This window comes from Microcoleus sp. B9-D4, assembly GCF_036705105.1.
Taxonomy (GTDB): Bacteria; Cyanobacteriota; Cyanobacteriia; order Cyanobacteriales; family Microcoleaceae; genus Microcoleus.
The window spans coordinates 1-26,340 of sequence record NZ_JAUBTS010000006.1 but is presented as its reverse complement, the minus strand read 5'-3'; the positions used below and the strand labels follow the sequence as shown (position 1 = coordinate 26,340).

Below are 26,340 nucleotides of genomic sequence, written 5' to 3'. Positions count from 1 at the left end.
TGCAGTTTTTTTGTATTAAGGACTGAAGTCTTTGATCGAGAAGAGAATGAGGACTAAAGTTCTCACTACAAACCTTAGTCTAATTCATTTTCAAGAATAGTGGCGATCGCACTTTTAGCATTATCCTGAAACTCCCCAACATCCACCCTACCCAACAGCCAAACAGCCAGAATCATACCCACCGCCGGCACAGCAAAAACCAACCCATAAGCCAACATCGGCACCCCAAACAAACTTCTGCCCAAATCCAAAATAGCACCGCCAGTAATCGTCGCCACACCCCGCGCCATCGCCTGCGACAAACCCCAAGCACCAATAAAAGTCCCAGCAGTTTCCGCCGCAGTCAAATCCAACATCAAACTCAGCGCACCCGTCGTAGTAATACCCGAAGCTAAACCAAACAACATTAAAGCCGACTTAAACACAATTGGATTACCAGTAAATCCCGATAAAATAATTAAACCAAAACAAGCCGCCACCGACAAACAGCCCAACCTAATCGTATTTTGCTTGCCAATGCGCGGCACAATTAAAAAACCAGTAGCGCTCAAACCGATCAGAGTACCAGTACCATAAATAGCATTCAACCGCGTAGTTTCCGAAATCGGCATCTTAAAAATTTCCCCGCCGTAAGGTTCCAAAACCGCATCCTGCATAAACAAGCAAATTGTCATAATCAGCAGGAAAGTAAAAAACAAACCGGTTTGGCGGCTAGCAGTCAAAATCCGCAGCGCACTTCCCAGAGTAATTTTATCTTCTCGATTCACTGCCGACGATCGCATCTTGTACCGCGAATACTTTTTCTCAACGCCAAAAGTTGCAATCCCCACCAACAGCAAAACCAGCGCCGGCACCTTCACAAACAAACCATTAATCGAAGCCTGCAAAACTTCCCGTGGCACATCCCCATCAATTTGCTTCAGCAAACCGCTGCTAACAATCGCCCCGATAATAATACCAACCATCAGCATCGACCACACCACACCCACCAACTTCGATCGATCCTCCTCATCGGAAACATCCACCAACAAAGCAGCAAAAGGAGTCGAACTCGAGCAAATAGCAATACCGTAAAGCGCAAAAATCAAACCCAACAAACCCACCCAACCGTAAGTAGGAGTAGTCCACCCCACAGCCTCCAAACTGCTACCCAAGCGCCACATTACCTGCACCGCCAAAAAAGCAGAAATCACAAACAGAACCCCCCCCATCCACACATAACCCGTGCGGTGATGGCCAAACAAAGGCTTAGCATCAGACATTTGCCCGAACCACACCCTAGCCGGCGCCACAAACTGGTGCATAGCCAGCGTACCAGCCACCACAGTAGCCGGAATCCCCAACTCCTTAATCATCAAGCGATTGAGCACCCCCAGGGTCAAAATCGACATCATGCCCAATCCCATCTGAAACAAACCCAACCGGAACATAGTCACGAGGGTAACTCTCTTGATGGCAGGAGTCGCGGAATCTGTTAATCTTGAATCTGGTAAACGGTCGATCGACATAACTATTCAAATAAACACAGCATTTGCATTTATAGTAACTGAGATATCGCAACCAGCCGCGTTTCCTCCCCCGGCTAGAAGCTCGATCGCGATTATTCGTATAAATTCATATAAAAATAAAGAGAATCAATAACTGTGGATTTACCAACCGTGACAACCATTACCCTAGGACAAAATGGCCCAGCCGTCATTCCCCTGTGCGTCGGAACTTGGGCTTGGGGCGACAAACTATTTTGGAACTACGGCAGCAACTACGGCGCCGCCGAAGTCGAAGCAGCATTCAAAACATCCCTAGACAGCGGAGTCAACTTCTTCGACACAGCCGAAGTCTACGGTAACGGCTTGTCAGAAGAATTGCTGGGGCAGTTTATCAAAAAAACCAGCCAACCCGTGCAAATAGCCACCAAATTCGGCCCCGTACCTTGGCGGATTACAGGAAAATCAGTTTCCGAAGCCTTAAGTGCCAGCTTAAAACGCTTGCAAGTCGAACAAATAGCCCTCTACCAAGTGCACTGGCCATTCACTTTTTTACTCAGTCAAGAAACCCTGATGAACGCCTTAGCCGATGAAGTAAAACAAGGCAGAATTCAAGCAGTAGGAGTCAGCAACTATTCAGCAGAACAGATGCGCCAAGCCCACAAAATACTAGCAGCCAGAGGCGTTCCGTTAGCAACAAATCAAGTCCGTTACTCCTTGCTGTCGCGGCAAGTAGAAAAACAAGGAATTGTGAGTGCAGCGCGCGAATTGGGCGTCACAATTTTAGCTTACAGCCCCTTAGCCCAAGGATTGCTCACCGGCAAATACACAGCCCAAGAACCACCTACAGGAGCCCGCAAAATGGACTCCCGCTTCAGCAAAAGCGGCATCGAAAAAATTGAATTAGTCATGTCTACCCTGCGGAAAATGGGCCGAAAGCGCGATCGAACGCCCGCCCAAGTTGCCCTAAACTGGTTGATATGCCAAAACGGAGTCATCCCCATTCCCGGCGCCAAAACCGCCAAACAAGCCCAAGAAAATGCAGGCGCGTTAGGCTGGAATTTGAGCCAAGAAGAAGTCAATCAATTAGAATTAATGACACGTCCCTGGCGAGAATAAATTTGTTAATTGTTGACTGTTGACTGTTGACTGTTGACTGTTGACTGTTGACTGTTGACTGTTGACTGTTGGCTGTTGGCTGTTGGCTGTTGGCTGTTGGGTGTTGGGTGTTCGCCGTAGGTTGGGTTTTACTTCACTGTACCCAACCTACAGTTCACTTTCTTATCCCCTCTTCCTTCTCCCTCCTTCCCTCTTCCTTCTTCCTTCTTCCTTCTTCCTTCTTCCTTCTTCGTCTTACTATGAAAATCTTAACTGACTGGGGTTTCACGCGCGAAGGCTGGCGCAATAACAGCCGCGGCGAATATTTAGTTTTGCTTCAAGGAGGATTGCTCACAGGATTTGTAATCTTACCAGTTTATCAACTGCCAGGATTAAAAATTCAATCAACCCACTTACTTTATATTATCTGGTTTATGGCCAGTATTCTCGGCTTAACCGGATTAATTTTCATCATCAAAGGATTGATAGACTTAGGAAAAAACCTCACACCTTTACCATATCCCAGAGAAGACGGAGAATTAGTCCAAACAGGCATTTACGGAATAGTGCGGCATCCATTATACAGCGGCTTAATTTTAGCAGCCCTCGGCTGGACACTTTTTCAAATGAGCATATCCCACTTAATAGCCAGCGCACTATTAATAATACTTTTCGAGATCAAAGCCAACCGAGAAGAAACCTGGTTAACCAAAAAATATCCAGAGTATTCAGAGTACCGCCAAAAAGTCAAAAAACTAATTCCCGGAATCTATTAACAGTTCGATCTAAAAACCTCGCTGTCAACAGTCAACAGTCAACTGTCAACTATCTAAAGACCATTACCAATTAGAATAAACGGTGCCCAGTAGTATGGATGATGCAAACGACTGGCCACTGACGGTTTCAAACCGCTGCGAGTTTGAGCTAAAATTGATAAATTGGCCGATCGACCCAACACTGAATCATCACCTGTAATTAAGGCTATTTGCGCTTTTTGCAAAGCTTCTGCCTTTTTATTTCCCGACAGCAACGCCGTATAAAAAGCAACCATCAAAGCTTGAGTGCCGCCATCATCTACTTTCCATAAAGATGCGATCGCAGCTTTTGCCCCTGTTTCCTGTATCTGGTAGCCAAAACCTAAAATTTCTTCTCCATTACCTAGTTTACCACCTATCCCCGTCTCGCAAGCACTCAATACTACCAAATCTACATTCAGTAGGTTTAAAGTTTGAATATCGGGCAGGGTAATTACATCCTCATCACCTAGCAAAATAAACGAATCTTCTGGTTGTCCGGTAACAAACATAGCATGAGTTGCCAAATGTATAATTGTATAATCTGGCAAACGCGGAATCATTGTGGCACGATTGAATTCCCGATCTATTAATTTTGTAGTTCCCGGCACCATCGCAGCTAAATTTTCCACTTCCAGCCCCGCAAATTGCAAGCCAGAAAAAGCAAATCGAGTAGATCCGCGTTCAAAATTAGAACGACGCGCACCAAAAGCAGCCGCCAAAACGCGAGGTTGATAAGTCGTTTCTCCATTGAATTTTGTGAGGCTCGTAGCAGTAATATTATTAATGGCAAACCGCTGCCCCAACCATTGTTTACCATCATATAAAGCTGCTAGAGGAATGTAGCGCAACTGTCCATCAGGAGCATAAATAATGCTTTTAGCTTGTGCTTCAGTCAGATCGTGTTCGACGGGTTTGATTAACCAATTATAAAGTTTCTTAGCTGGGATTTTGGCATCGGATTTGGGATCTTCCAAAGCCATGCGAAATTCCAGAATTGCTTGATTCAGTTCTTGTTTTTTAACTGCTACAGTACGTCGGAATGGGGGAGCATCAGCAGTTGTTATTACCAATTCTAAACGGTCTTCTAAAATTAAAGGCTGAATCAATACGGCTTTTTTTTCTAACCGCTGCAATAGGTCTCCCCGTATGGTATTGAGTTGAGCTAGATTCACAGTTTGTACTCTAGCATTAGGGCTGAGTTGTTGGACAATAGCAACAATTTCAGGGGAGTTAATAAATTCATTGAATGTGCCGCGCATTTCCTGCTGCATTTGCCTGAAATTGGCAATTTCTTGTTGCTGCAGGGGCGTGCGGTTAGCTACGGGAATTTTTTCTAATTCAGCAAGCTTTCTGCCTAGTTGAATCTCTCTATTTAAAATTTCATTGTGCCTATCTCGGATTTGCTGTTCTTGAGGAGTTAAGGGAATGCCTTGTGCCGTTTGTTCGTTTCCCCGAACGGAATGCAGGTAATCTTCTATTTCTTGAATTTTGAGTAAATCGAGGACTTGTTGTGCTTCTAACACTCGATCTTGTTGCAGTAATAAATCGGCGAGGCTGCGGTAGGTATCGGCGACAGTTGTTGTATAAGATCGCTGTTTTTCGGCGGGGAGAGAGCGTAACTGGCTGCGAATTGATTCGGTAACGTTGACAGATTCTTTATAGAAAATTATGGCTAATTCTGGTTGATTTTGTTTGGAGATTACGTCAGCAATGTTACTGAGAGTAATTCTTTCTCCAGGGCGATCGCCTACTTCTTTACGGATTGCTAAAGATTCCTGATATAATTGCAAAGCCTGGGAATATTGACCAATTCTTTGATGAACTGTACCTAAACTATCCAAAGTATCACCTAGATCCTTACGATTGCCAAGCTTTTGGAAAATTGACAATGCTTGTTTGAGGACATCTATGGCTTGAGAATACTGACCTAACTGCTGGTAAACTACGCCTAAATTGTTAAGGGTCTTTCCAAATCCTGTAATATCGCCAATCTCTTTACTAATAATTAAAGCTTGCTGATAAGAGTTTAATGCTTCAGTAGAATGACCCATTTTCTCATAAACAAAACCAATGTTATGAAGAGTTGTTCCCATGCCTCGTTTATTATTTGTTGCTTGATAAGTAGCTAAAGCTTGTTGATATAAGTTTAGTGCTTCCGAGTATTGACCCAGTTCGCTATAGGTTGAACCAGTTAGATCGAGAATATGAGCTTTATAAGTAGGATTATTTAAAATTTCAAATATCGCTAACGCTTGCTGATAAAACTCTAAAGCACGAACATACTCTCCCAAATTGCCGTAAATTATTCCAAGACTGGCTAAGGCACTTCCTTCACCAGCTCGATCTCTCTCTTCTCTACTAATAGTAAGAGCTTTTTGATAGAACTCTAAAGCACGATAATAATCCCCCATTTCTTGATAAACAGCACCAAGATGATTGAGAGTGTTACCAACTCCTGCTCGATCGTTAAACTCTTGACGAATAGTGAGAGCTTGCTGCAATACTTCTAACGCTGGTTGGTATTCGCCTAATAATCGATATACGTCTCCAAGATTGTGGAGAGTAGCTGCTTCCCCAGTACGATCGCCTAAATTTCGACGCACTTCTAATGCTTTTTGATAAAACTCTACTGCTTGATGATATTGATTGAGATAGTGGTAAACAACGCCTATTTTGTGAAGAACTTCCCCCTCACCTGGGCGATCGCCGATTTTTCTCCTAATCTCTAAAACTTGTTGGTAGGTTTCCAGTGCTTTTTGTAGCTCGCCGCTATTTAATTGCTCGTTCCCCTGTTGAAAAAGTCTATCTGCTTCAGTTTTAGTATTTTGGGCATTTTGTGCTTGTTCTGGCACTTCCAGCGCTAAAGCATTCGATCTTTGTAACAGGGGGGATCCGAGCAAAAGCAGGTAGCAAAAAATAAAAGTTGATATCAAAGATAATTCCCTCACTTTTAGCTAACCCCAAACAAGTTTACCTCAATAGGTCATTGGCCTTAAGAACAAGAAATTCCTAACCTGTACGATCGGCTATATTACCTGGAGTGGGTGGTCTGACACTAGGAGGCGGTGTGATCGGTGGTGTCCTCGGAGCGCTATATTCGGCTATATTAACTGGTCTGACACTAGGAGGCGGTGGGATCGATGGTTTTTTCGTAGTGCTAGCTGCCTGTTGTTCTGGCTCAGAAACACGAACACTTAAAATAGTTTCTCCAGCACCAAGCCTAAACCCGTTTGTTACAGAAACTAATTCCTCAGCTACCTGACTGGCAGATTTTTCATTATTACTCATTTTCGTTCTTGCCTCTCACCTCATGATTCCCAATTTCATACTCCCTCTAAAAACTGTTCTCCGGAAAAAATCAAAATTTTCTCTAAATTAACTCCCCAATCCTCCGGCAAAGCGTTGCGGTTTTGCCAAACTTGCCTTGAGTTTGGAAATCTGTGTTTCAATTTCCTTGACTCTTGGCGTATTTCCTAAAGCTTTGTGACTGTTTATGGCTTGCGTCAACCAGCGAACGGCTTCTTGCTTTTCCCCGATCGCCCCGTACAACTCCCCCAAAGCCTCCTCTAACTGCGCTTGCTCCCCGATGTCTTTGGCTGCACTAGCTAATTCCTGTGCTTTTAGATAATTGCTCTCCGCCAGCAATGTCACCCCTTCTTGCCAGTATAAATCGCCGAGCTTGCGATAGGCAATAGCTTCTTGAAAACCCTTTGCTACCAATGCTTCCAATGTCTCGATCGCCTCAGATTTCAAATCCGAACCGATGTAAAAATAAGCACGTTGCAAAGCTTTGGTTTTCTCGGCAATTTTTTGACTGTTAATTTGCTCGATCGCCCCTTTCACCAGTTGCTTTTGGGTCGTTGGTAGCATTCGGAAGCTTCGATCGGGCAGTTTTTCCTCGTCAGATGTCCTGCCGTTCTCAGCTTTTACCACCAGTAAATACACAAATCCCGGTTCCAGTTGTGGTGTTCCCGGATACACTACCTCATTTCCATTAACTTTTGTTTCCCAAATTGTGCGATCGCCCTTCACTAAACTCACAGTATAATTATTAACACCGGGAACTTTATTCCAACGCAACTTCGGTCGATCGTTCAGCAATAATGTACGCCGAGGACTGATAATATAAGGAATTAAGACATCAAGAGGCCCGCGAGGATCGGCAGTATAATCCTCACAGTCGATCGCTAGCATTTCCGATCGCTCGATACCTGAAACTTGAGGATGCAATCCATTAATTATCGGATAAACTCTTGACGCTGTGACGATCGGGATTAAAGGCGTCAGCCCAAAAATAGCAAAGTAAGTAAATGTTTTGCCTTTGAGATTGATTGGTGTCAGCTTGGATGGATGATTATTTTTCATGACCTAAATTATTTTTCATTGTTCGCGATAGCGAAGCGATCGCATAAACTTTGGAAATCTTCATTAGTCCTCTTTTAGAGGACTTGTGCTTTGAGGCAGGGGTTTAAACCCCTGCCGGACTATCGGAGATACGCTATAACTTTAAATTTTGAAAATTTTTGCTAAATTCTTGCCGTATCCATCTCTGTTCTTCAGAAGACTCCGACTGCAAATTATCATAGCACTTTTTCCAATTAGATATAGATGCTTGTTTATTGCCTTGACGTTCTAAAAGAACAGCGTGCAAACAGTAAGCAACAGAGCGATCGCTAGCAATATTAATCGCTTTCGTCAGGTTATTGTTAGCCTCTTCATATCGCCCTAACTCCAACTGCGCCCAACCTAAATTTTTGTGTATAGTGTACGTTGTCTTAATATCTGTGGCAAGTGGTAAAGCTTTTTCTAACAGCGGTATAGCTTTTGCATATTGTTTATCTAAAATTTCCAGTCGCGCCAAATTATTTAAAGCTTTATTAACACCTGCATTGATAGCAATTTGATATGCAGCGCGAGCCTTGTCATACTCTTGTTTGTCTTCATAAATTACGCCTAAGTTATAGTTAATTCTTCCATCATTTGCTTGAAATACTAGAGCTGTTTTATAATATAATTCCGCCTTATCTAAACGTTGATTTTTGTAATTACTCAAACCTTCTTTGTTAAGATAAAATACTATCTGGGGTGAGAAAGTCCACAAACCGCCTAGCAAAAAAAAGCTAGCTAGAGCTAGTTTGCCTACCCAGTTAAAACGAATCCTATCAAAAATAGGATTCGTTTTACTGGGTTCGATCGATTGTTTAATTTCTGGCAATGGTTGCGCCACGCTTTCCAAGGGCGATCGCGAGTTGACCCCTGCCAAAATTTGCAATATTTCCTGGCATTTTTGTGGTCGCTTGCCAAAAAAAGGAGCCATCATGCGGTCAATTAAATCTGCCAAATGTGGTAAAACTTGCGTTGCTTTATCTCGCCATATTAACTGACCGTTTTCGGCATCTTTAGGTAATTCAATCGGTAACTTTCCTGTTAGAAAATAGACAAAAGTACGCCCCAAAGCAAAGAAATCCGATTGCGGTACTGCATGACCCTCTGCTTGTTCGCTTGGCGTATAGCCAGCAGAAATAATCGCAGTTCCCGTATAATTTTCTTTTTGTTGCCGCAAGTAAGTTTCTGTTACTTCTCGCACCGCACCAAAATCAAGTAATACCAATTTCCCATCCGGCTTTAACATGATATTGGACGGTTTAATATCTCGGTGAAAATACTGCTGCTCGTGCAGTAAATTGAGAATTTGTGTGAGTTGTGTCAACCACTCAATGGCAGTTTCTGTATTTATTGGTTGATTCGCTCTTGCTAACATCCACTCTTGTAAATTTTGCCCCGGTATTTTCTCCATTACCAAACATGGTAACGGTTTGCTACTACCTTCAGGCCAATTAAAATATCCGTCTTTTTCTACACGAGGAATGCCAGGGTGTCTTTGGCTCATTAAAAACTCTGCTTCTCGCTGAAATAAAATGGTAGCCTTTTGCTTAATATCTGGGTTATGAAAGTTAGCCAAATTCAAAACTTTTAATACTTTGATAATGCCACCATCGTCTACTTCAAAAATATCGCCAAAGCCACCGCCACCAATGCGATCGATAACTCGATAGCGATTTTGCAATATGAATCCTGGATGAATTAAGTTATTTGGAATCATAGAACCTCTTGATAAATCTCGTTTTTACCTGATTCTAGATCCCCCTAAATCCCCCTTAAGAAGGGGGACTTTGAGAAGACTTCCCCCTAAAAAATGGGGACTTTGAGTACATCCGGTCCCCCCCTTCTTAAGGGGGGTTAGGGGGGATCTAAGTCTAATAGTCAAACAGCATTCTTTAACCCTAGATTTTTTTTCCAAATGATTTAGGCTCGCTATATTTCAGTTTCTCCTAGCAGTTTGAGAAGATTTTTCTCTGCATATTGAAGCTTTGGGGAAGGACACTCGCGCACTTTTGACAAAAGTTCTTTTAGCTGCATTTGATAATTATTTATTCGAGTTAAATCTAAGCGTTCTCGAACTTTGGTTAAGATCGGGTGTAGCTGAGTAATTTTAGTCTCCTTGAGTTCTGGCGATCGCTCGAAAGCATGACTTCCGATTAAACCTAGCTTGTCGGTGGATTGCGCTTCCATTGCTTCGAGAATATTTTGGCATATTTGTTCGATCGAATTATGGGTGAGATATTTCATCATCACGGGTTCGAGAGTGAATTTTGCTTCAGCACTAGAGGGAGAAAGCTCTTTTTCGATTAAGGAACGCCTTACCAAGGATTCTAATACTGTTAGTAATTCTGAACTAGAAACGCCTGCTGATAATTTTGCTTTCAGTTGGTTCCAGGAAATCGGCTGCTGTTCGATCGCCAGCCAGTACATGACAGCTTTTCCTAAAGCCGATAACCGCTGAAAATGTTCGTTAAGTAGATTGGCAAAAATATCGCCAATAACTAAGGAGCTTTGACCCATAAATTGACTGATATTGCCATTAAACAACTCTTGAATTGTGGTAGCAGTAATTTTCAGTGCTGCAGGATGACCTCGGTATATTTGTATCAGTTCATCTAAGCCGTTTTCTGAGTCAGAAAAACCTTTGGCAGCCAACAGCATTTTTGCATCTGTTTGTTTTAAGCCTTTAACTTGTAATGTACGCACAGGTAAGGTTTCGCCTGCTAAAGATGCAACCTCTACAGGTTTTTCTCGCGATAAAATTAGCAAGCAGCTTTGATGCCGTTCTTCTCCGATTCGTCGCAGTAGTTGACCGTACCCTTCATAACCATCTCCGTAATACCCAGCGATATCTCCACTTTGCAAAATCATTTCCCAATCATCTAGGATCAGCAAACAACGGCGATCGCGCAAACTTTTGATTAGGGAAGAAATTTGCTCGCCTATAGTAGTTGGCAGTTGCGTTTCTGGGGAACTGCTGGCAAATGAGTTCAACTCAGTCAAGATTGTGAGTAAGGGAGGTGCATGGCGGAGACTGCGCCAAATTAAATATTCAAATCCACCCTGAATTTGTTCTCCCAGTTTAGCAGTCAGAGCCGTTTTACCAATACCTCCCATACCCAACAGCGCCACCAAGCGACAGCGATCGCGGAGTACCCATTGACTGAGGGTATTTAATTCTGCGGCGCGGCCGAAAAAATTTGAGACTTCCGGCGCTTCACCCCAATCTTGGCATAAAGGAGTGCTTGTAACTCCTGAAACATCGCCAAAATCCTCGATGTTGACCAATTGTTCCGCTATTTCTGGTGCAATTGGCTGTGCGGCTATCTCTGACTGCAAGTGCGATCGCCTTTCCAATGCCGATCGAAAGTTTCTTTTACTGACTCTTTCCCCTAAAGCTTCCGAAAGCAGATTCCATAACTTGGGGCCCACATCTTGCATCAGGTATTCGGCAGCATATCCGTAAGCCTCTGCAATCTTATGATACTCCTGCCCTTGCCAAGCTCCCCTCAGAATTATTACTTCTATATCTTTTAAGTGTCTGTTTGTTTTGGCAAAGACCGCGGTATCTGCGAGTTTCAGCCCTTCTTCAACATTCATAAGGTTAAAAATTTTTCATTGGATCTTGAGTATAACCTGAAGTTTACTGAGGTTTACTTAGTTAGACTGAGGTTGCCTCAGTATTTTTATTTTTGTATTGAACTTTAACAACTTAGGTTATCTATATCGACCTTACAATAACAACTCGCTACTGTATAAATATCAGCTCAAACAAACGAGCTGAAGCCAAATCAATCATTGACAACACTTACCTTGAGTTAAATTATGTCTATTAATCATAACGTTCCGTATTTCAGTCAAGAAGATAACGAGATTGAACCCTGGCGCACTTGCGGTGCTACAAGTTCGGCAATGTGTCTGAAATACTTTCAAGTTGCAGATTTAGGTTCCTTTCCACAGTACGAAGATGATGTTAAAAAACGTTTCGATCGGCAGGGAATAGATCACGGTTCTCCCGATGGCATCAAAAGATTGTTAGAGGGTTTAGGGTTGAGAGATAAGTTGACATTAAAGGGAAGTCTTTCAGACATCACTCGGTCTCTCGATTCTGGCGAGATCTGTATATTGCACGGTTTTTGGACGAATTCAGGTCACATTCTAGTTATTCGCGGTTATAACGCCAGTGGTGACTTTTTTGTGAATGACCCAGCAGGAGAATGGTTCCACTCAGGCTATCGGAAAAATTCCCGATTTTCACCAGATAACAAGGGCGAAAACAAGTTATACAGCGGTAAATTGATATCCTCCGCGGGCAATGCCTCTAGTTTGCGTGAAGCTTTATCTTTTTATGACAATTGGGACAGTAGCACGATCGAATCTACTGCAACAATGTGGCTGCATCGAATTTCTAAATAGCCGAAAAACTTACTGCGTTTGCAATTAAAATTGCGTCCGGTAAAGCCCCTGAATAAAAAAAGTTTGTAGTGAGGACTTTAGTCCGCATTTTTCCCAAACCTGCAACCAAAGACTGAAGTGCTTACTACAAACATCATTACTACTTGGAGAACTGAATATGACCATTAAAAAAGTCGAGTTACAAATCAATGACGGGATTATTGATAGCCCTCACCTGATTGACGAGGTAGAAATCCTGCAAAGGCGCTTGAAAGATTGGGGATTATTACCCAAAGATGCCAAAATTGACGGACTTTTTGGGTCTGTCACAAAAGCAGCAGTCGAACAATTTCAACGGATGCGCCCTGCTAATAAAAGCCAATTTGTCCCCGGCGGACTACAAGTTACTGGAAAAGTCGATCGCAATACCTGGGCTGAGTTGCTGAAAGTGAAGCCAGAAGAAATAATCATAGTTAGTCGCACACCCAAGACTTCGGATATGCCCGATGGATTCCCTAGCATCGATCGTATTTTAGATGTTGCTCAATGCCCATCCGAAATTCGCCCCTTTGCTCAGAAAAATTTGCCTCTTATTCTCAATCAATGTCTCAACGATGGAGTTGTCGATCTAGGGCAAATTGCCTATGTTTTTGCAACGGCCCAACATGAATCCCTTTTGGGACGGTTCATGATGGAATTAGCTGATGGGTCGGATTATGAAGGTCGCGAAGATTTAGGAAATACTGAACCCGGTGATGGCCCTCGCTTTAAAGGCAGAGGTTTTGTCCAAATTACAGGTCGTCGCAACTATCAAATCTGGAGCGAAAAACTCGGAATTAATTTGATAGATAATCCAGAAAAAGCCGCTCTCCCTGAAATTGCTGCCATGATTCTAGTTCGGGGAATGCGCGATGGTAGCTTTACGGGTGTAGGTTTGAGTGGTTCCATTGTGGGCGATCGACGCGATTTCTTCAACGCCAGAACAATAGTGAATGGACGGGACAGGGCTGACCTCATCGCGGAGTTCGCCGAGTCTTATTTCAACGCCATAGCCTAAACAGAAGTTGCCCCCTCCGTGGGGGAACTTCCACCTAAAAATTCAACAAGTAGGCATTCTGCCTGCCCGATGGTTACTTACCATTTCTATGTATATTTATGAGGTTAATCAAATGACACATTCTTCTATGGTTGAGACTCAAGCAAACGATGCCGATCGCGGAAAAGATTTTGCACAAGTTTTGCAAGAGGATAATGGAAAATACTCGACAATGCGAGCTATGAGTTTGATTGCGCTGATTGCAGCGATTGTGTTTGGCGCAATCACAATAACTACCAAAAACGCTGATGGCAAAGAGATTACAACTGCTTTTTTAGCTGCTGCTTTTGCACCAAAAGCTATTCAAAGATTTGCAGAAGGTTCTCCGTCTAAGTAAAGTCTAGTTAAGTCGATCGCACCTCACCCCTTCATCTCCTCACCAAATAACCAGAAATGAAGGTTGCAGGTGCGATCGCCCTCTGCTCTGATTAATGACAACTGACAACTGACAACTGACAACTATCAACTGACAACTGTCAACTGACAACTGACAACTGACTTTCATTCATGTCGCCTACCATCAGGCATCACCGCACCCTTTAAATTCGCCCCTGCCAAATTAGTATCCAACAGCAAAGCATTTCTCAGATTAGCACCCTTCAAATTAGCACCTTCCAGATTAGCCATCCACAGATTAGCACCCTCCAAATTCGCCCCTTCCAAATCAGCGTTAACGAGAAAAATACCTTTCATAAAAGCACCTCTTAAGTTAGCAGTTATCAAATTACTCCCTCCCAAATAAGCATCCTCTAAAAACGCATTTTCTAGATTGCTTCCCTCCAAATTTGCCCCAGCCAAATTGCTGCTTATCAGGTAAACCCCAGCCAAATTTGCCTGTTTCAAGTTAGCATTTACCAAATGCGCGCTCCACAAATTCGCATCTTTTAGGTTGGCTTTTTCTAAATTGACGCCTTCCAGAGAAACTTCGCTCAAATTCGCCCCGGAAAGATTGCAACCTTGACATTCCCTCGCTGTCAGCAATTGCCCGACTTGATGCTTGACTGACGAACGGTTCGCTGCGAAAATTATTAAACCTGTAGTTGCTAAGGCAATAATACTAAAAGTGGCAAGCCCGATCGCACTTACAATCTTCCTTTGTCCCGCGCCTCGAAACATCCGTTTGCAGTCCCCTAAAAATATTTCGATAATTGTTCGTATTTATAACCTAGTTCCTTCCTTCCCCTTCCCCTTATGAAAAAAAAGTTAAAATTTAAATTCCTGACGATCGCACTTCTTGTAAGCTTAGCAATAATCGGTGTCGGGTGCGATCGCCTTTTCACAAAACCCTTTCAACTTCCCGCCTCAGCCAAACAAGAACCCTGGCCCATCCAAACAGGCCTCCGAACAGCCATCCTTCGCGACAACATACCAACAGTCAACCGCGTAGTTTTAGTACCCGACGAAGCCACATTCTTAACAGCCATCCAAAAATGGAATCTCAAAGGAAACTGGCCTATTCTCATCGAAGACAAAAAATATGCGCCCATGTTTTTGCAGCGCTTTCAACCCGAAGAAATAGTCCGTTTGCCCAGCATCAAACAGCAACTGCCAAAAAATCAAAAACTCCAGCAATTAATGCTGAACGCCACAGCAGCCGCCTGGAATGCCACGGATACTCAAACCTTAAAAGCAAAATGGAAGCAACTCGGCTGGGAACCCCCAGGAGTAGTAATCACATCAGAAAACGACGCCGCACGTTCTGCAGCAGTTGCCTTAGCAGCCGCTCACGGTCAACCTTTAGTCTTTCTAGAAGGCAACTTCGGAAAACCCAACGATACCCTCAATAACACACAGTGGAAAACTCTGCAACTAGCAGTTACAAAAGCTGTCGAATCAACCGGATATTTTTACTCTCAACTCGCAGACGCGATCGACACAATAACCATTGTACGCCAACTAGCAGTCAAATATCAATCTCCTGAAAAACCAGACGAACAACTAGCCGTTACCGACGGTTTGGGAAGGCACCCCAACGGCGAACGCTGGGCGGCTGTTGGCTGGATTTACGGTTCCGAGGTGCGATCGATCTATCAAGCCATGTGTGCCATATTTTTAGACAGCCAAACAGCCATGCTTTATGACAGTTACCCCAAGGAAGGAAATTGGGCAAAATATGAAATGGAGGAAGCAGCTAGCGGACTAAAAACCATAGGTTTAAATGTCGAATTAGTGCAGAAACCAGAATCTAGCCTGGAAAAGTGGCGGAGTTTAGCTTCAAAACCGTGGACATTTGACTTAATATTAATGAATTCCAAAGGCTATCCAAAATCATTCCAAGTGGGCAACGGCGACGCTTTAGTTGAAGACATACCAAAACTCCAATTTCCCGCAGCAATCCACATGATCCACAGTTGGTCAGCAGCAGCGCCAGATGACACAAACACCGTTGCCGGAAGGTGGCTAGAGAATGGTGCTTACGCATATATTGGCAGCGTCAACGAACCTTTTTTATCGGCATTTATTCCACCTAAATTAATGGTCGATCGCCTAAAGCGAGGATCACCCTTTTTAATCGCAGCACGTCAGCTAGAATCCCCACCCTGGAAAGTCACTACCATCGGCGATCCGCTAATGTCGATCGCCAAACCCAGACCAAGAATCCCGCCCAATCAACAACCGATGTGATATTATGCGCGAGCGAGGGATTTAAAATTGGAGATAGGAGATTTGTGGTTTGAGATTTGTGGTTGTCAGGTAAAATATCCAATCGCCAATTCTTTAATTTGAAAGTTGTTTTGCACTGATTTATATGATATTGCTAGTTCACTGATGCGATCGGCCTAACCACCCACAAGGTAAATATAGTTGATTAGGATTATCGCCAGAGTATATCTAAGTTTGAATGTAACTGAGCATACAATCACGCCAAATCCGCCGCTCCTCAGAATCAGTCATTCCACCCCAGCGGCCCGCCCAAAAAATTTACCCTAAAATACGCCTTAATATAAGTTGTCAATTCCCCTAAAATCACTCAAAATGAAAATAAGAAATAAATTGTAATATTATATAACTTCTCACCGAAGAATTAACCGCTAAATGAGAGCCATCCCTCCTGTGGATCTGCAGCCACCCGGGCCAACCGCAGCAACTCCCCAAGCCTCCCGCCTAAGCCCGCTATTCAACCGCCTGCACCCCAGCCCAGAAACCCTCCTGCTCATCCTCTCCCTAGTCATCGGGGGAGTTACGGGTGCAGGCGTCGTCACCTTTCACTACCTCATCCACTTCATCCACAGCCTGATGCTGGAAGACTTCATGGGGGCGATCGCCTCGAAAGGCTCTTGGACGCTAGCCTGCATTCCCACCCTCGGCGGAGTCATCATCGGGCTGATGCGGTGGCGATTTCGGGACTTTGGCCCGAATATGTCTTCCTTAATTGCAGCCACCCGCGGCTTGCAAGAACTCTCCCCCCTCAAACCCATCACCAAAATGGTGGCAGCCTCAGTTTCCCTCGGCACCGGCGCCTCCCTCGGCCCGGAAGCCCCCAGCGTCGAAATCGGCGCCAACTTCGGAATGCTGCTGGCTCAAGTTTTGCAGCTCTCCCCAGAACGGCAGCGCTTGCTCCTGGGCGCCGGAGCCGCAGCAGGTTTATCCGCCGGGTTTAACTCTCCCATCGCCGGAGTGTTCTTTGCCTTAGAAGTCGTGCTCGGCAGCACCTTCGCCACTTCCTCAGTCAGCGTTGTCTTGCTCTCCGCCGTAGTTTCCGCGCTCATCGCTCAAATCTGCTTGGGAGCTCAGCCGGCCTTTTCTTTGCCAGTCTACGATGTCCGCAGCCCCCTAGAACTGCCTCTGTACATGGGATTGGGAATTTTAGCGAGCGGAGTGTCTCTAGCCTACACAGAAGCAATTCAATTAGCCGAGGGCTGTTTTCAAGGAAAAGTCCGAGGATTTGCTTGGCTCGGACGACTGCCCCGGCCGCTTCACCCGATCGTCGGCGGGGCCGCAGTCGGCTTAGTCGCCCTGCAATTGCCTCAAATTTTGGGTGTCGGCTACGAAACAGTCCAAGCAATGCTCCAAGATGTTAAATTTTCCTTGCCTTTGCTGTTGCTGCTGCTGTTTGTCAAACTGGCGATGACAGCAATCAGCCTCGGCAGTGGTTTAGTGGGCGGCATCTTCGCTCCGGCGATGTTTTTGGGAGCTTCCCTGGGTTCGGCTTACGGCCTGTTTTTGGAAATGCTGCCGGCAATGAGCGATCGAGTCGCTGGCCCTGCCGCCTACGCAATGGTGGGAATGGCAGCCGTCCTCGCCGGCAGCGCCAGAGCACCGCTGACAGCCATCCTGTTGATGTTTGAATTAACCCGCGATTATCGGATTGTCTTGCCTTTGATGGCAGCAGTCGGCTTGAGCGTTTGGCTGGTGGAGTGGGTCAACCGCCGATCGACAGCCCACAGCCTCAACCTTCAGCAAATGGGCGTAGATGTGGCTGTCAACGAGCCGATCAAAGCCAGGGAACAGTTGCAGGATTGGGAAGATGCTCTGGGCGATCGGATTGTCACAGAGTTGATTTCTTGCCAACTGCCGATCGATGACGAACACAGGGGCGATGAACCTGTGCTGGCGATCGCCAATGCACATTTGCCGGAAAATGTCAAACCATTGCCTGAAACAAAATCAGCCGTTTGACCGATCTCAAATCCCGTTGCTTCGGCACAAAACCGATAACCTTAAAGCTAAATCTGACAACTATGATATTTATCAACCCAAAAACCGATTACGCCTTCAAAAAAATCTTCGGTTCCTCAGAAAGCAAAGAGATTCTAATTAGCTTTCTCAACGCTTTAATTTATGAAGGAAATCCCACCATCGAAGACTTAGAAATTATCAACCCAAATCTGCCGCCCAAACTAGAAGGCTTAAAAGATACTTATCTGGATGTGAAAGCCAAACTAATCGACGGCACTTTAGTAATCATTGAAATGCAAGTGCTCAACGTCCAGTCTTTTGGCAAGCGAGTTTTGTACAATGCAGCAAAGACTTATGCTTTTCAATTGGAAGCAGCACAAGGCTATCGATTGCTGAAGCCAGTAATTGCTCTGACAATTACAGATTTTGAAATGTTTCCTAACAGCCCAGAATTTATTTCCCGATTTGTGTTCAAAGAAGTCAATAAAAACTTTATTTATCCCGAAAACGATCTGGATTTAGTGTTTGTAGAGTTGCCGAAGTTTACAAAAGGACAGGAGGAACTTGAAACTTTAGCAGACAAATGGATTTATTTTATGAAAAATGCCAGAAGTCTGACATCGGTTCCAGAAACAATGGATAGCATACCAGAAATACATGAAGCTTTTAATATTGCGAATCAAGCCAAGTTAAGCCGAGAGGAAGTGGAAGATTTGGACAGAAGAGAACAGTTTATTTATGACCAACAAGGAGCAATTCTTAAGGCTGTTCAGGAAGGAATAGAACAAGGCATAGAACAAGGCATAGAACAAGGCATAGAACAAGGCATAGAACAAGGCATAGAACAAGGCATAGAACAAGGACGAGAACAAGGAAAGCGAGAAGAAAAGCTGGCGATCGCCCGACAATTACTTTCACAGCTAGATAATGCCACGATCGCCCAAGTTACCGGCCTTAGCGTTGAGGATGTGCAGAATTTGCGGGGAGATTCTTAACCCTTCCTACGAGCATAATTTACTGTCCTGATTGAATTCCTACCCTACGGGCAAATTTTTAACCATGATATTTATCAACCCAAAAACCGATTACGCCTTCAAAAAAATCTTCGGTTCCTCAGAAAGCAAAGACATTCTAATTAGCTTTCTCAACGCCTTGATTTATGAAGGTCATCCCACAATTCAAGACTTAGAAATCATCAACCCGAATCTACCACCCAAACTAGAAGGCTTAAAAGATACTTATCTGGATGTGAAAGCCAAACTCAGCGACGGCACTTTAGTAATTATTGAAATGCAAGTGCTCAACGTCCAGTCTTTTGGGAAACGAGTTTTGTACAATGCAGCGAAGACTTACGCTTTTCAATTGGAAGCAGCACAAGGCTATCGATTGCTGAAGCCAGTAATTGCTCTGACAATTACAGATTTTGAAATGTTTCCTAACAGCCCAGAATTTATTTCCCGATTTGTGTTCAAAGAAGTCAATAAAAACTTTATTTATCCCGAAAACGATCTGGATTTAGTGTTTGTAGAGTTGCCGAAGTTTACAAAAGGACAGGAGGAACTTGAAACTTTAGCAGACAAATGGATTTATTTTATGAAAAATGCCAGAAGTCTGACATCGGTTCCAGAAACAATGGATAGCATACCAGAAATACATGAAGCTTTTAATATTGCGAATCAAGCCAAGTTAAGCCGAGAGGAAGTGGAAGATTTGGACAGAAGAGAACAGTTTATTTATGACCAACAAGGAGCAATTCTTAAGGCTGTTCAGGAAGGAATAGAACAAGGCATAGAACAAGGCATAGAACAAGGACGAGAAGAAGGAATGCGAGAAAAGGCGATCGCGATCGCCAGACAATTACTCTCACAGCTAGATAATGCCACGATCGCCCAAGTTACGGGGCTTAGCGTTGAGGATGTGCAGAATTTGCGATCAACCAATTCATAGTTTAAAGTGGGCAATCGTACCTTGATCCGATCGCCCAACCTCAACCCCTCGACATCGCAGACAGTGGCGCTACCCTCAAATCTGCTCTAAAATAATCAAAAATTATAAACAACAAGCCCAGAGGCGCTGAGGTGACTTCTAACGAGGGAACGGCAAACAGCAAAAGTCAGAAAATACCCGACAAAACCCCCTTGGGTTCTAGCTACTACGGCTTGTTAGGGCTGCATCCTTCCGCATCGCCGATCGAAATTCGGCGATCGTACCGGGAACTGAGCAAACTCTACCATCCCGATACCACCGAGCTGCCGCCCGCAGTCGCCACCGCCCAATTTCAGCAGCTCAACAACGCCTACGCCACCCTCAGCAACCCAGAACGTCGCCTCGCCTACGACCTCAAAATAGGCTATTCTCGCCTGAACGTGATTGGGCCACCCCCAGGCTTCAATACTCCGGTTTCGGGATCGGGCAAAAAAACTTACAACTCCGCTTACCTAGATCCCACGGATCGACCTCTTTCCCCCGGAGAAATGTTCGCCCTGTTTATCATGGGAGCTAGCTTAATCGGATGTTTGGTACTGGCGATCGCGATCAGCTTAATTCGCGGCAATTAAACCCTCAAATCCGACATCCCCAATCTAAAATCGGAAATCCCCAATCTAAAATCTCAAATCTAAAATCTAAAATCCCATGACTCTTCCTTCCGCTGACACTCCTTTGTACAACCATCCACTCCCAGAAATCGAGCAGTGGCTAAAAAGCCGCGGCTGCCAGCAAGATCGGCGAGAACTCCACTGCTGGCAGATCGATCGACCTACCTGGAAAGCAGAACTATCCCTCGATATCGACCAACTCACCATCCGGTACATCGATGCTGGAGCCGACGGCCAAGACATTCAGCGAGCATTCAAATACTCCCTCTCACGTCAGGACATTGAAGCGGCCGTTTTCTCCGGCCCCTAATTGGATTTTAGATTTGAGATTTGAGATTTTAGATTTGTCCTCCAATCTAAAATCTAAAATCGTTATGTTGAGCAGGAGATGACCTACTTGGAAACTAAAAAATCAACCAAAAAATCTAAAATCTAAAATCCCAAATCCAAAATCGTTAGACTTTGCCAAATCGGCGGCTGCGCTTCTGATAATCAGACAAAGCGCGGTGAAACTCCGATCGATCAAAATCCGGCCACAGCGTCTCAGTAATGTAAATTTCCGAATAAGCCATTTGCCATAGTAGAAAATTGCTCAACCGCATTTCCCCACTCGTCCGGATCAGCAAATCCGGGTCACAAACATCAGCAGTATACAAATAGCGTTTAAATAAAACCTCATCAATCTCCTCCGGCTGCAACTTGCCCTCTTTCACCTGAGTGGCGATCGCCCGACAAGCTTGTACAATCTCCTGACGCCCCCCGTAATTCGTCGCCACCGTAAACAAAATCCCCTGATTATGCTGAGTGGCCGTCACAGAACGCTCGATTTCCGCCTGCAAAGACTTCGGCAAAGCCTGCAAATTCCCCATAAATTGAATTTGCACGTCCTCGTCCACCATCTCCCGCAATTCTTGCCGCAACTTTCCCTCAAACAAACTCATTAAAAAATCCACCTCTCCGGCCGGCCGCCCCCAATTCTCCGTCGAAAAAGCATAGGCCGTTAAAGCTGGAATCCCCCAATCTTTGCAGCAGCGCAACAGTTCCTTCAGAGTGCTAGCTCCTCGGCGGTGTCCCGCAATCCGCGGCAACCCCCTCTTCTTAGCCCAGCGCCCGTTCCCGTCCATAATCACTGCTATGTGCTTAGGCAGTAGTTCCTGTTGCAGATCCTCCGGCAACTTTTCCAAGCAAATTCCTTGACTCATCTGTCTTCCCCCTTGGATACTCCCACTGTACCTGTACCCAGGTCAGTGGCGAGAGGAAAAGGGGGGCAAGGTTTATGCTGCATACGAATAACCATCCTTTCTGTGAACAATTGAACAATATTTGTGGCTAATTCCTGACACCAATTCTGAGGCAGAAATATTGAATGAACCACTGGTTCTTACGGCAACACGTCCAACGTATATACCAACTTTTTTACCAGAGGTCACAACCGCTTTGACGATATCTCCCGTTTGAAAACCTTTAATAAACTTAAGTCTGGGGACATAGCGAGATGGAAAGCCAAATTTGTCGGTACGGCACATTTGACGTATCCCGTGACCAGTTGCCTTGATCAATAGTGGCTTGTTTGTTAAAATCTTCAACGACTCGACCTTTCCAACACAAGCTGCATCTAGCCAATGAGTTTTAGCTAAATTTAATCGAGTGCGATTGAACTTAGTTAAACCGCCACTGCCTGTAGAAACAGGCAAGCCAGTTGTACAGAGTCGATTAAATAACGCCCAACGAGTAGAATTAACCACTGTTGCATCTTTCAAAGGACGTTTTGCTTGAGACAGAATCCGTTTCAAAATCTCTGGTTTTTTAGAGAGGAATTGCTCAATATTTTGAGTATCTTTCTTAATGTTGCATTTTTCGCAAGCAAGACAAAGATTAGAAATACGGTTAGATCCACCTTTAGCTTTGGGATGAATGTGTTCGACTTGTAGCGGTGTATTAATCACACCACAGTAAGCGCACTTCCTGCCCCATTTATTCAGCAAATATTCCCGGATCTCGTAGCCCCATAAAACGCCTTGCTGGTATTCAATCCCAGAAATCTCTGGGTTTTCTAATTGCTGGAGGTCGAATCGCACAAGCTCTTGAATAACAGACGAAATTGGCGCAAGCTTCATCAATCTAGTTACCCATGTTAGGGTTGTTTCGACGCGGTGTTGCAAGCTTGGTGCTAGCCAACCTTTAGGGCGAGTCCTGTTTAAGAATCTGGCCCGACGATAGCGGGTATGGCGATTTCTTCTACCTCTACGCAATGAACGACGAGACTCCAGACTGGCTTTGATAGCTTGACCTCGGTGTGTTAGTTCTGCACCAAAGATTACGTTTTCTCCTTGCACTAATGCAATTGGGCTGGCCTTGGAGCCAGGATCTAATTTAAGAGTAATTGGTTTTTGCGGTATAGTTACCTCTACTTTCAAAATTAGCGTAAATGGATACCTTTTGAAGACAGCAGCTTTGCCATTAGTTAGCAATTTACGTGCCAATCCTGGGCGGATTGGATTGAGCGGTCGTTTTTTGGTATCAAGTACAAAAACAAAATTAGACATTTAAGTCCTCCCTTACGGGGTAATGTTTGCTTCGTCAATGTTTAAGGTCGGTAACTATCTTAAAAGCACTGGCTTAACCCTTACACGTGTTTAACTTTTAAGTTCTAGAGCGGAAAACTAGCACGCATTTTCCGGTAGGTACTTCAACGCTTACCTTAAACGTAGTGGGCGAACCACTTAGAGTGGTCAACTAGGCTCTTTCTGTGCCCGCGCTGTCTCGGTACTCCGAGCAGCGCCGGGTGATTGACGGTTTCTCCCGATTACCCGACTAACGGCGCAGTATCCGTTTTAATAGCGTCACTCCCTTCAATCCTATCTGGCGTCCGAGATTGCCGATCGGAATTGGAGCCACAACTCTTTCTCCCTCGGAGGCGAACAGCTTTGCTTCCAGCAATTCCTTAAGTTTGTTGCTAGTCAAAGGTCGATTTAAAAGTCCCATCTGGGCTAAAGAAATAGAACCCGTTTCCTCGGACACCACCACGCACACGCAAGCTTGCACCCGTTCCGTAATCCCCATCGCCGCCCGGTGGCGCGTTCCCAACTGCCGCGACGCAGTGCGATCGGACAAAGGCAAAATTACCCCCGCCGACACGATCCGCGAACCTCGAATCAAAACAGCTCCGTCGTGCAGCAAAGTTTGCGGCTGAAAGATAGTCTGCAACAATTCTTTAGAAACTTCAGCATTTAGCTTTAATCCCGGCACAGAAAAATCCCGATCGTCGATCGGAGAATCTGTTTCTATAATTAGTAAAGCGCCCGTGCGGTTTTGCGAAAGTTCTTTTACTGCGTCCACAATTTCATCTATTACGCTGTCCGGTTCGGGAGTTGGTCGGCGATCGCGTCCAAACAATTGCCGAAATTCCCCCCGACCCAATTGTTCCAGAAATCGGCGAAACTCCGACTGCAATATTACCGCCATTGCCACAGCCGAACCAGTCACCAAGCTATTGAGCGCAACGTGCAACAGCCTCAATCCAGCCCAGTTGCTCACCGCCGCCGCCAGCATCAAAATAATAAATCCCCGTACCATCCACAGCGTTCTGCGCTCGCCAACAATGACGAGCACCAAATACGCAAGGGCAAAAACCAGTCCAATATCGATCCCTTGAATCAATAAGGACTGAACCAGGGCCAAGTCAAAGCCAGATTGTTGATTGTTCATGGTTCATCGAACGCTACCGCCTGTGAACCGCGAACCGTGATGCACTCGAACCCGTGAACCATGAACAGTTGTTATAAGGAATACTCTGAAAATCCCCGTGTTTTTAGACCGGGGAGTGTCAATCCAATCGCGTGACTGAACAAGGCAAAAGTTAAAAGTGAAAAGGCAATCATCACTAAGTAAACATGGATTGTCTTTCTTTTAACTTTTAACTTTTAACTTCTAACTTTTTACTTTTGAGCTCCGAGTCGTTCAGGAAGGCGGTCAAGCCTCAGCAAATCCTGGTAAGTTTCCCGCTGTATAATCGTGTTAACTTCCCCATTTCTCACTAAAACCGCTGCCGGTCGGGGTACTCGGTTATAGTTAGAAGCCATACTGTAATTGTATGCCCCTGTGGCCGTAACCGCGAGGACATCTCCGGCCTGACACTCTGGCAATTTGGCATCTTTAATCAGAACATCCCCTGACTCGCAGTGTTTCCCAGCAATTGTCACTGTTTCCGTTAAGGGAGCAGACATTTTACCGGCTGCGAGGACTCGATAAACTGATTGATAGGTAATAGGACGCGGATTGTCGGACATCCCTCCATCCACAGCTAGATACGTCCGCATTTCCGGAATGACTTTTTGAGAGCCAACGGTGTAAGCTGTAACGCAAGCTGTACCGACGAGCGATCGACCCGGTTCGCATAGCAATTTCGGTAATGGCAATTTCTGCCGTTCGCAAGCTGCTACCACTGCAGAGCAAATTGTACGAGCCCAATCTTCAATGCTGGGAGGATCGTCCGCTTCAGTATAGCGAATGCCCAACCCGCCACCAATATTAATTTCTGTTGCTGGTAAACCATAACTCTGTGCTTTAGTCAAGGCCTGAACTATGACTTCGGCTAAATCGTCATGGGGTTGCAGTTCAAAAATCTGAGAGCCGATGTGAGCGTGCACTCCCACGCAAAATAACGACGATTGTTGGCTGATGAATTTAAATACTCGATCGAGCGAGTTGGGATCAAAGCCAAATTTACTATCGATTTGACCCGTCTGAATGTACTCGTGGGTGTGACACTCAATTCCAGGAGTAAACCGCACCATAACTCGTGTCGGCCCACCTGTGAGGCTGCTGACACCCGATTCTCCCAACTCTGCTAGAGTCTCTAAATCCCGCCAATTGTCGGCTACGGTAATGCAGCCGCTTTCGACAGCTAGCTGCAGTTCCTCGCGGGACTTGTTGTTACCGTGGAAGTAGATTTTGTCGGGACTGACGCCGGCTTGCAGTGCAGTGTAGATTTCTCCGGCGGATACGACATCTATGCCTAAACCTTCGTCCGCTGCGATCGCGCAAACTGCCAAACAACTCCAAGCTTTAGAAGCATAGAGCACTTGAGATTCGCCCGGATAGTAACGCTTAAAAGCATCCCGGTACTGGGTACAAGCCGCCCGCAACGTTTCTTCGTCTAAAATATACAACGGCGAGCCAAATTGCTCCACCAAAGCTGTCACCTCGCAGCCTCCGATTTCCAACCGATCGCTGCTGTTAACACTGGCTGTCAGCGGTAACAGTTCTTGATTGGGCGATCGAGTTTGCAGGGCTTGTTGAGACTCAGACAGATACTTAAGTCCCGATTCCACCCCGAAAGATTGAGTTGATACCATCGCGCAATAACTATCCTTACGGTCTTTCCCAGTGTACAATTGACGGCAAGCAATTGGGTCAGTTGCCCCCAGATTCATTCCGCAAGCAGGCTGACTGACTGAGACTCGATCGAACTGGAGCATCCTTGCAGTGAGTAATGATCAAATCTCAAATCTCAAATCTCAAATTTAAAATCGACTGTGCGTTTTCTACAAATTAAACATCTCGCTGCAGAACACCTCAACAGTGCAGTCGAACTCGATCGGCTTTGTTTTGGCGGAATTTGGGCGATCGAAGGCTACAGGCGCGAGTTAGACAGTCCTAACAGCGATTTATTAGGTCTTTGGACATGGGAGGGGGCGGGCACGGGGACACCGCCCCTACAGATTCGGGCGGGCACGGGGACACCGCCCCTACAGATTCGGGCGGGCACGGGGACACCGCCCCTACAGATTCGGGCGGGCACGGGGACACCGCCCCTACAGATTCGGGCGGGCACGGGGACACCGCCCCTACAGATTCGGGCGGGCACG

The 26,340-nt window shown here is 45.2% G+C and carries 22 protein-coding genes and 1 pseudogene; 12 read left to right on the top strand and 11 right to left on the bottom strand.

Annotated features, from left to right (window positions below; genetic code table 11):
- Window positions 1-74: 74 nt before the first annotated feature.
- Window positions 75-1,508: a BCD family MFS transporter gene (locus QUB24_RS05225; protein ID WP_333151341.1), complete on the bottom strand. Its 1,434-nt coding sequence runs from the start codon at window positions 1,506-1,508 to the stop codon at window positions 75-77.
- 150 nt (window positions 1,509-1,658) lie between these two features.
- Here QUB24_RS05225 and QUB24_RS05220 point away from each other — a divergent pair, with 150 nt between their 5' ends.
- A complete protein-coding gene (locus QUB24_RS05220; protein WP_333151628.1) occupies window positions 1,659-2,603 on the top strand; it encodes an aldo/keto reductase in 945 nt (314 codons plus the stop codon).
- A 239-nt stretch (window positions 2,604-2,842) separates the two neighbouring features.
- Complete coding sequence (locus tag QUB24_RS05215; protein WP_333151339.1) at window positions 2,843-3,358, top strand: isoprenylcysteine carboxylmethyltransferase family protein; 516 nt, start codon at window positions 2,843-2,845, stop codon at window positions 3,356-3,358.
- Window positions 3,359-3,411: 53 nt separating this feature from the next.
- On the opposite strand, the gene QUB24_RS05210 is transcribed toward QUB24_RS05215, so the two are convergent.
- The 5 genes from QUB24_RS05210 to QUB24_RS05190 form a co-directional block, all read right to left on the bottom strand.
- Window positions 3,412-6,279, bottom strand: coding sequence for a tetratricopeptide repeat protein (locus QUB24_RS05210; protein ID WP_333151338.1), 2,868 nt, complete (start codon window positions 6,277-6,279; stop codon window positions 3,412-3,414).
- 109 nt (window positions 6,280-6,388) lie between these two features.
- Window positions 6,389-6,667 carry a hypothetical protein gene (locus tag QUB24_RS05205; RefSeq protein WP_333151336.1) on the bottom strand — a complete coding sequence of 93 codons (279 nt, stop codon included), beginning with the start codon at window positions 6,665-6,667 and terminating at the stop codon, window positions 6,389-6,391.
- 87 nt (window positions 6,668-6,754) lie between these two features.
- Window positions 6,755-7,744, bottom strand: a complete 990-nt coding sequence (locus tag QUB24_RS05200) for a tetratricopeptide repeat protein (protein WP_333151334.1) — start codon at window positions 7,742-7,744, stop codon at window positions 6,755-6,757.
- A 133-nt stretch (window positions 7,745-7,877) separates the two neighbouring features.
- Complete coding sequence (locus QUB24_RS05195) at window positions 7,878-9,482, bottom strand: protein kinase domain-containing protein (RefSeq protein WP_333151332.1); 1,605 nt, start codon at window positions 9,480-9,482, stop codon at window positions 7,878-7,880.
- Window positions 9,483-9,694: 212 nt separating this feature from the next.
- Window positions 9,695-11,362 (bottom strand): NB-ARC domain-containing protein, encoded by a 1,668-nt coding sequence (locus QUB24_RS05190; protein WP_333151329.1) that lies wholly within the window; start codon window positions 11,360-11,362, stop codon window positions 9,695-9,697.
- Between the two features lie 225 nt (window positions 11,363-11,587).
- Here QUB24_RS05190 and QUB24_RS05185 point away from each other — a divergent pair, with 225 nt between their 5' ends.
- The 3 genes from QUB24_RS05185 to QUB24_RS05175 all read left to right on the top strand — a co-directional run bounded on the left by QUB24_RS05185 (window position 11,588) and on the right by QUB24_RS05175 (window position 13,590).
- A complete protein-coding gene (locus QUB24_RS05185; protein WP_333151327.1) occupies window positions 11,588-12,178 on the top strand; it encodes a C39 family peptidase in 591 nt (196 codons plus the stop codon).
- A gap of 157 nt (window positions 12,179-12,335) precedes the next feature.
- On the top strand, window positions 12,336-13,214 hold the full coding sequence (locus QUB24_RS05180) for a peptidoglycan-binding protein (protein ID WP_333151325.1): 879 nt from the start codon (window positions 12,336-12,338) through the stop codon (window positions 13,212-13,214).
- Window positions 13,215-13,326: 112 nt separating this feature from the next.
- Window positions 13,327-13,590, top strand: coding sequence for a hypothetical protein (locus tag QUB24_RS05175; RefSeq protein ID WP_333151323.1), 264 nt, complete (start codon window positions 13,327-13,329; stop codon window positions 13,588-13,590).
- 164 nt (window positions 13,591-13,754) lie between these two features.
- Here QUB24_RS05175 and QUB24_RS05170 read toward each other — a convergent pair whose 3' ends face one another.
- Complete coding sequence (locus QUB24_RS05170) at window positions 13,755-14,369, bottom strand: pentapeptide repeat-containing protein (RefSeq protein ID WP_333151321.1); 615 nt, start codon at window positions 14,367-14,369, stop codon at window positions 13,755-13,757.
- 75 nt (window positions 14,370-14,444) lie between these two features.
- Here QUB24_RS05170 and QUB24_RS05165 point away from each other — a divergent pair, with 75 nt between their 5' ends.
- From QUB24_RS05165 to QUB24_RS05140, 6 genes are all read left to right on the top strand, one after another.
- Complete coding sequence (locus QUB24_RS05165; RefSeq protein ID WP_333151319.1) at window positions 14,445-15,878, top strand: hypothetical protein; 1,434 nt, start codon at window positions 14,445-14,447, stop codon at window positions 15,876-15,878.
- Window positions 15,879-16,289: 411 nt separating this feature from the next.
- A complete protein-coding gene (locus QUB24_RS05160; protein WP_333151317.1) occupies window positions 16,290-17,873 on the top strand; it encodes a chloride channel protein in 1,584 nt (527 codons plus the stop codon).
- 62 nt (window positions 17,874-17,935) lie between these two features.
- The gene (locus QUB24_RS05155) at window positions 17,936-18,868 is read left to right on the top strand and encodes an Rpn family recombination-promoting nuclease/putative transposase (RefSeq protein WP_333151315.1); all 933 of its coding nucleotides are present in this window, start codon (window positions 17,936-17,938) and stop codon (window positions 18,866-18,868) included.
- Between the two features lie 64 nt (window positions 18,869-18,932).
- Window positions 18,933-19,820 (top strand): Rpn family recombination-promoting nuclease/putative transposase, encoded by an 888-nt coding sequence (locus QUB24_RS05150; RefSeq protein ID WP_333151313.1) that lies wholly within the window; start codon window positions 18,933-18,935, stop codon window positions 19,818-19,820.
- A gap of 131 nt (window positions 19,821-19,951) precedes the next feature.
- Window positions 19,952-20,431, top strand: coding sequence for a J domain-containing protein (locus QUB24_RS05145; protein ID WP_333151312.1), 480 nt, complete (start codon window positions 19,952-19,954; stop codon window positions 20,429-20,431).
- Between the two features lie 76 nt (window positions 20,432-20,507).
- On the top strand, window positions 20,508-20,780 hold the full coding sequence (locus QUB24_RS05140) for a DUF3143 domain-containing protein (RefSeq protein ID WP_333151310.1): 273 nt from the start codon (window positions 20,508-20,510) through the stop codon (window positions 20,778-20,780).
- Between the two features lie 145 nt (window positions 20,781-20,925).
- Here the strand turns inward: QUB24_RS05140 and QUB24_RS05135 are convergent, their stop codons facing one another.
- The 4 genes from QUB24_RS05135 to lysA all read right to left on the bottom strand — a co-directional run bounded on the left by QUB24_RS05135 (window position 20,926) and on the right by lysA (window position 25,827).
- On the bottom strand, window positions 20,926-21,672 hold the full coding sequence (locus QUB24_RS05135) for an isoprenyl transferase (protein ID WP_333151307.1): 747 nt from the start codon (window positions 21,670-21,672) through the stop codon (window positions 20,926-20,928).
- A gap of 72 nt (window positions 21,673-21,744) precedes the next feature.
- Entirely contained in the window at window positions 21,745-23,016 is a 1,272-nt protein-coding gene (iscB, locus tag QUB24_RS05130) for an RNA-guided endonuclease IscB (RefSeq protein ID WP_333151305.1), read from the bottom strand.
- A 268-nt stretch (window positions 23,017-23,284) separates the two neighbouring features.
- Window positions 23,285-24,178, bottom strand: coding sequence for a diadenylate cyclase CdaA (cdaA, locus tag QUB24_RS05125; protein ID WP_333151303.1), 894 nt, complete (start codon window positions 24,176-24,178; stop codon window positions 23,285-23,287).
- Between the two features lie 230 nt (window positions 24,179-24,408).
- On the bottom strand, window positions 24,409-25,827 hold the full coding sequence (gene lysA / locus QUB24_RS05120; RefSeq protein WP_333151626.1) for a diaminopimelate decarboxylase: 1,419 nt from the start codon (window positions 25,825-25,827) through the stop codon (window positions 24,409-24,411).
- 180 nt (window positions 25,828-26,007) lie between these two features.
- Here lysA and QUB24_RS05115 point away from each other — a divergent pair.
- A pseudogene (locus QUB24_RS05115) lies at window positions 26,008-26,340 on the top strand (hypothetical protein); the annotation flags it as partial.

What these genes read in the sequence shown, in the direction of transcription:
- QUB24_RS05225 (WP_333151341.1), bottom strand. Translation starts at nt 1,508, where the DNA reads ATGTCGATCGACCGTTTACCAGATTCAAGATTAACAGATTCCGCGACT.
- QUB24_RS05215 (WP_333151339.1), top strand. Translation starts at nt 2,843, where the DNA reads ATGAAAATCTTAACTGACTGGGGTTTCACGCGCGAAGGCTGGCGCAAT.
- QUB24_RS05205 (WP_333151336.1), bottom strand. Translation starts at nt 6,667, where the DNA reads ATGAGTAATAATGAAAAATCTGCCAGTCAGGTAGCTGAGGAATTAGTT.
- QUB24_RS05200 (WP_333151334.1), bottom strand. Translation starts at nt 7,744, where the DNA reads ATGAAAAATAATCATCCATCCAAGCTGACACCAATCAATCTCAAAGGC.
- QUB24_RS05195 (WP_333151332.1), bottom strand. Translation starts at nt 9,482, where the DNA reads ATGATTCCAAATAACTTAATTCATCCAGGATTCATATTGCAAAATCGC.
- QUB24_RS05190 (WP_333151329.1), bottom strand. Translation starts at nt 11,362, where the DNA reads ATGAATGTTGAAGAAGGGCTGAAACTCGCAGATACCGCGGTCTTTGCC.
- QUB24_RS05185 (WP_333151327.1), top strand. Translation starts at nt 11,588, where the DNA reads ATGTCTATTAATCATAACGTTCCGTATTTCAGTCAAGAAGATAACGAG.
- QUB24_RS05180 (WP_333151325.1), top strand. Translation starts at nt 12,336, where the DNA reads ATGACCATTAAAAAAGTCGAGTTACAAATCAATGACGGGATTATTGAT.
- QUB24_RS05175 (WP_333151323.1), top strand. Translation starts at nt 13,327, where the DNA reads ATGACACATTCTTCTATGGTTGAGACTCAAGCAAACGATGCCGATCGC.
- QUB24_RS05170 (WP_333151321.1), bottom strand. Translation starts at nt 14,369, where the DNA reads ATGTTTCGAGGCGCGGGACAAAGGAAGATTGTAAGTGCGATCGGGCTT.
- QUB24_RS05165 (WP_333151319.1), top strand. Translation starts at nt 14,445, where the DNA reads ATGAAAAAAAAGTTAAAATTTAAATTCCTGACGATCGCACTTCTTGTA.
- QUB24_RS05160 (WP_333151317.1), top strand. Translation starts at nt 16,290, where the DNA reads ATGAGAGCCATCCCTCCTGTGGATCTGCAGCCACCCGGGCCAACCGCA.
- QUB24_RS05155 (WP_333151315.1), top strand. Translation starts at nt 17,936, where the DNA reads ATGATATTTATCAACCCAAAAACCGATTACGCCTTCAAAAAAATCTTC.
- QUB24_RS05150 (WP_333151313.1), top strand. Translation starts at nt 18,933, where the DNA reads ATGATATTTATCAACCCAAAAACCGATTACGCCTTCAAAAAAATCTTC.
- QUB24_RS05140 (WP_333151310.1), top strand. Translation starts at nt 20,508, where the DNA reads ATGACTCTTCCTTCCGCTGACACTCCTTTGTACAACCATCCACTCCCA.
- QUB24_RS05135 (WP_333151307.1), bottom strand. Translation starts at nt 21,672, where the DNA reads ATGAGTCAAGGAATTTGCTTGGAAAAGTTGCCGGAGGATCTGCAACAG.
- iscB (WP_333151305.1), bottom strand. Translation starts at nt 23,016, where the DNA reads ATGTCTAATTTTGTTTTTGTACTTGATACCAAAAAACGACCGCTCAAT.
- cdaA (WP_333151303.1), bottom strand. Translation starts at nt 24,178, where the DNA reads ATGAACAATCAACAATCTGGCTTTGACTTGGCCCTGGTTCAGTCCTTA.
- lysA (WP_333151626.1), bottom strand. Translation starts at nt 25,827, where the DNA reads ATGGTATCAACTCAATCTTTCGGGGTGGAATCGGGACTTAAGTATCTG.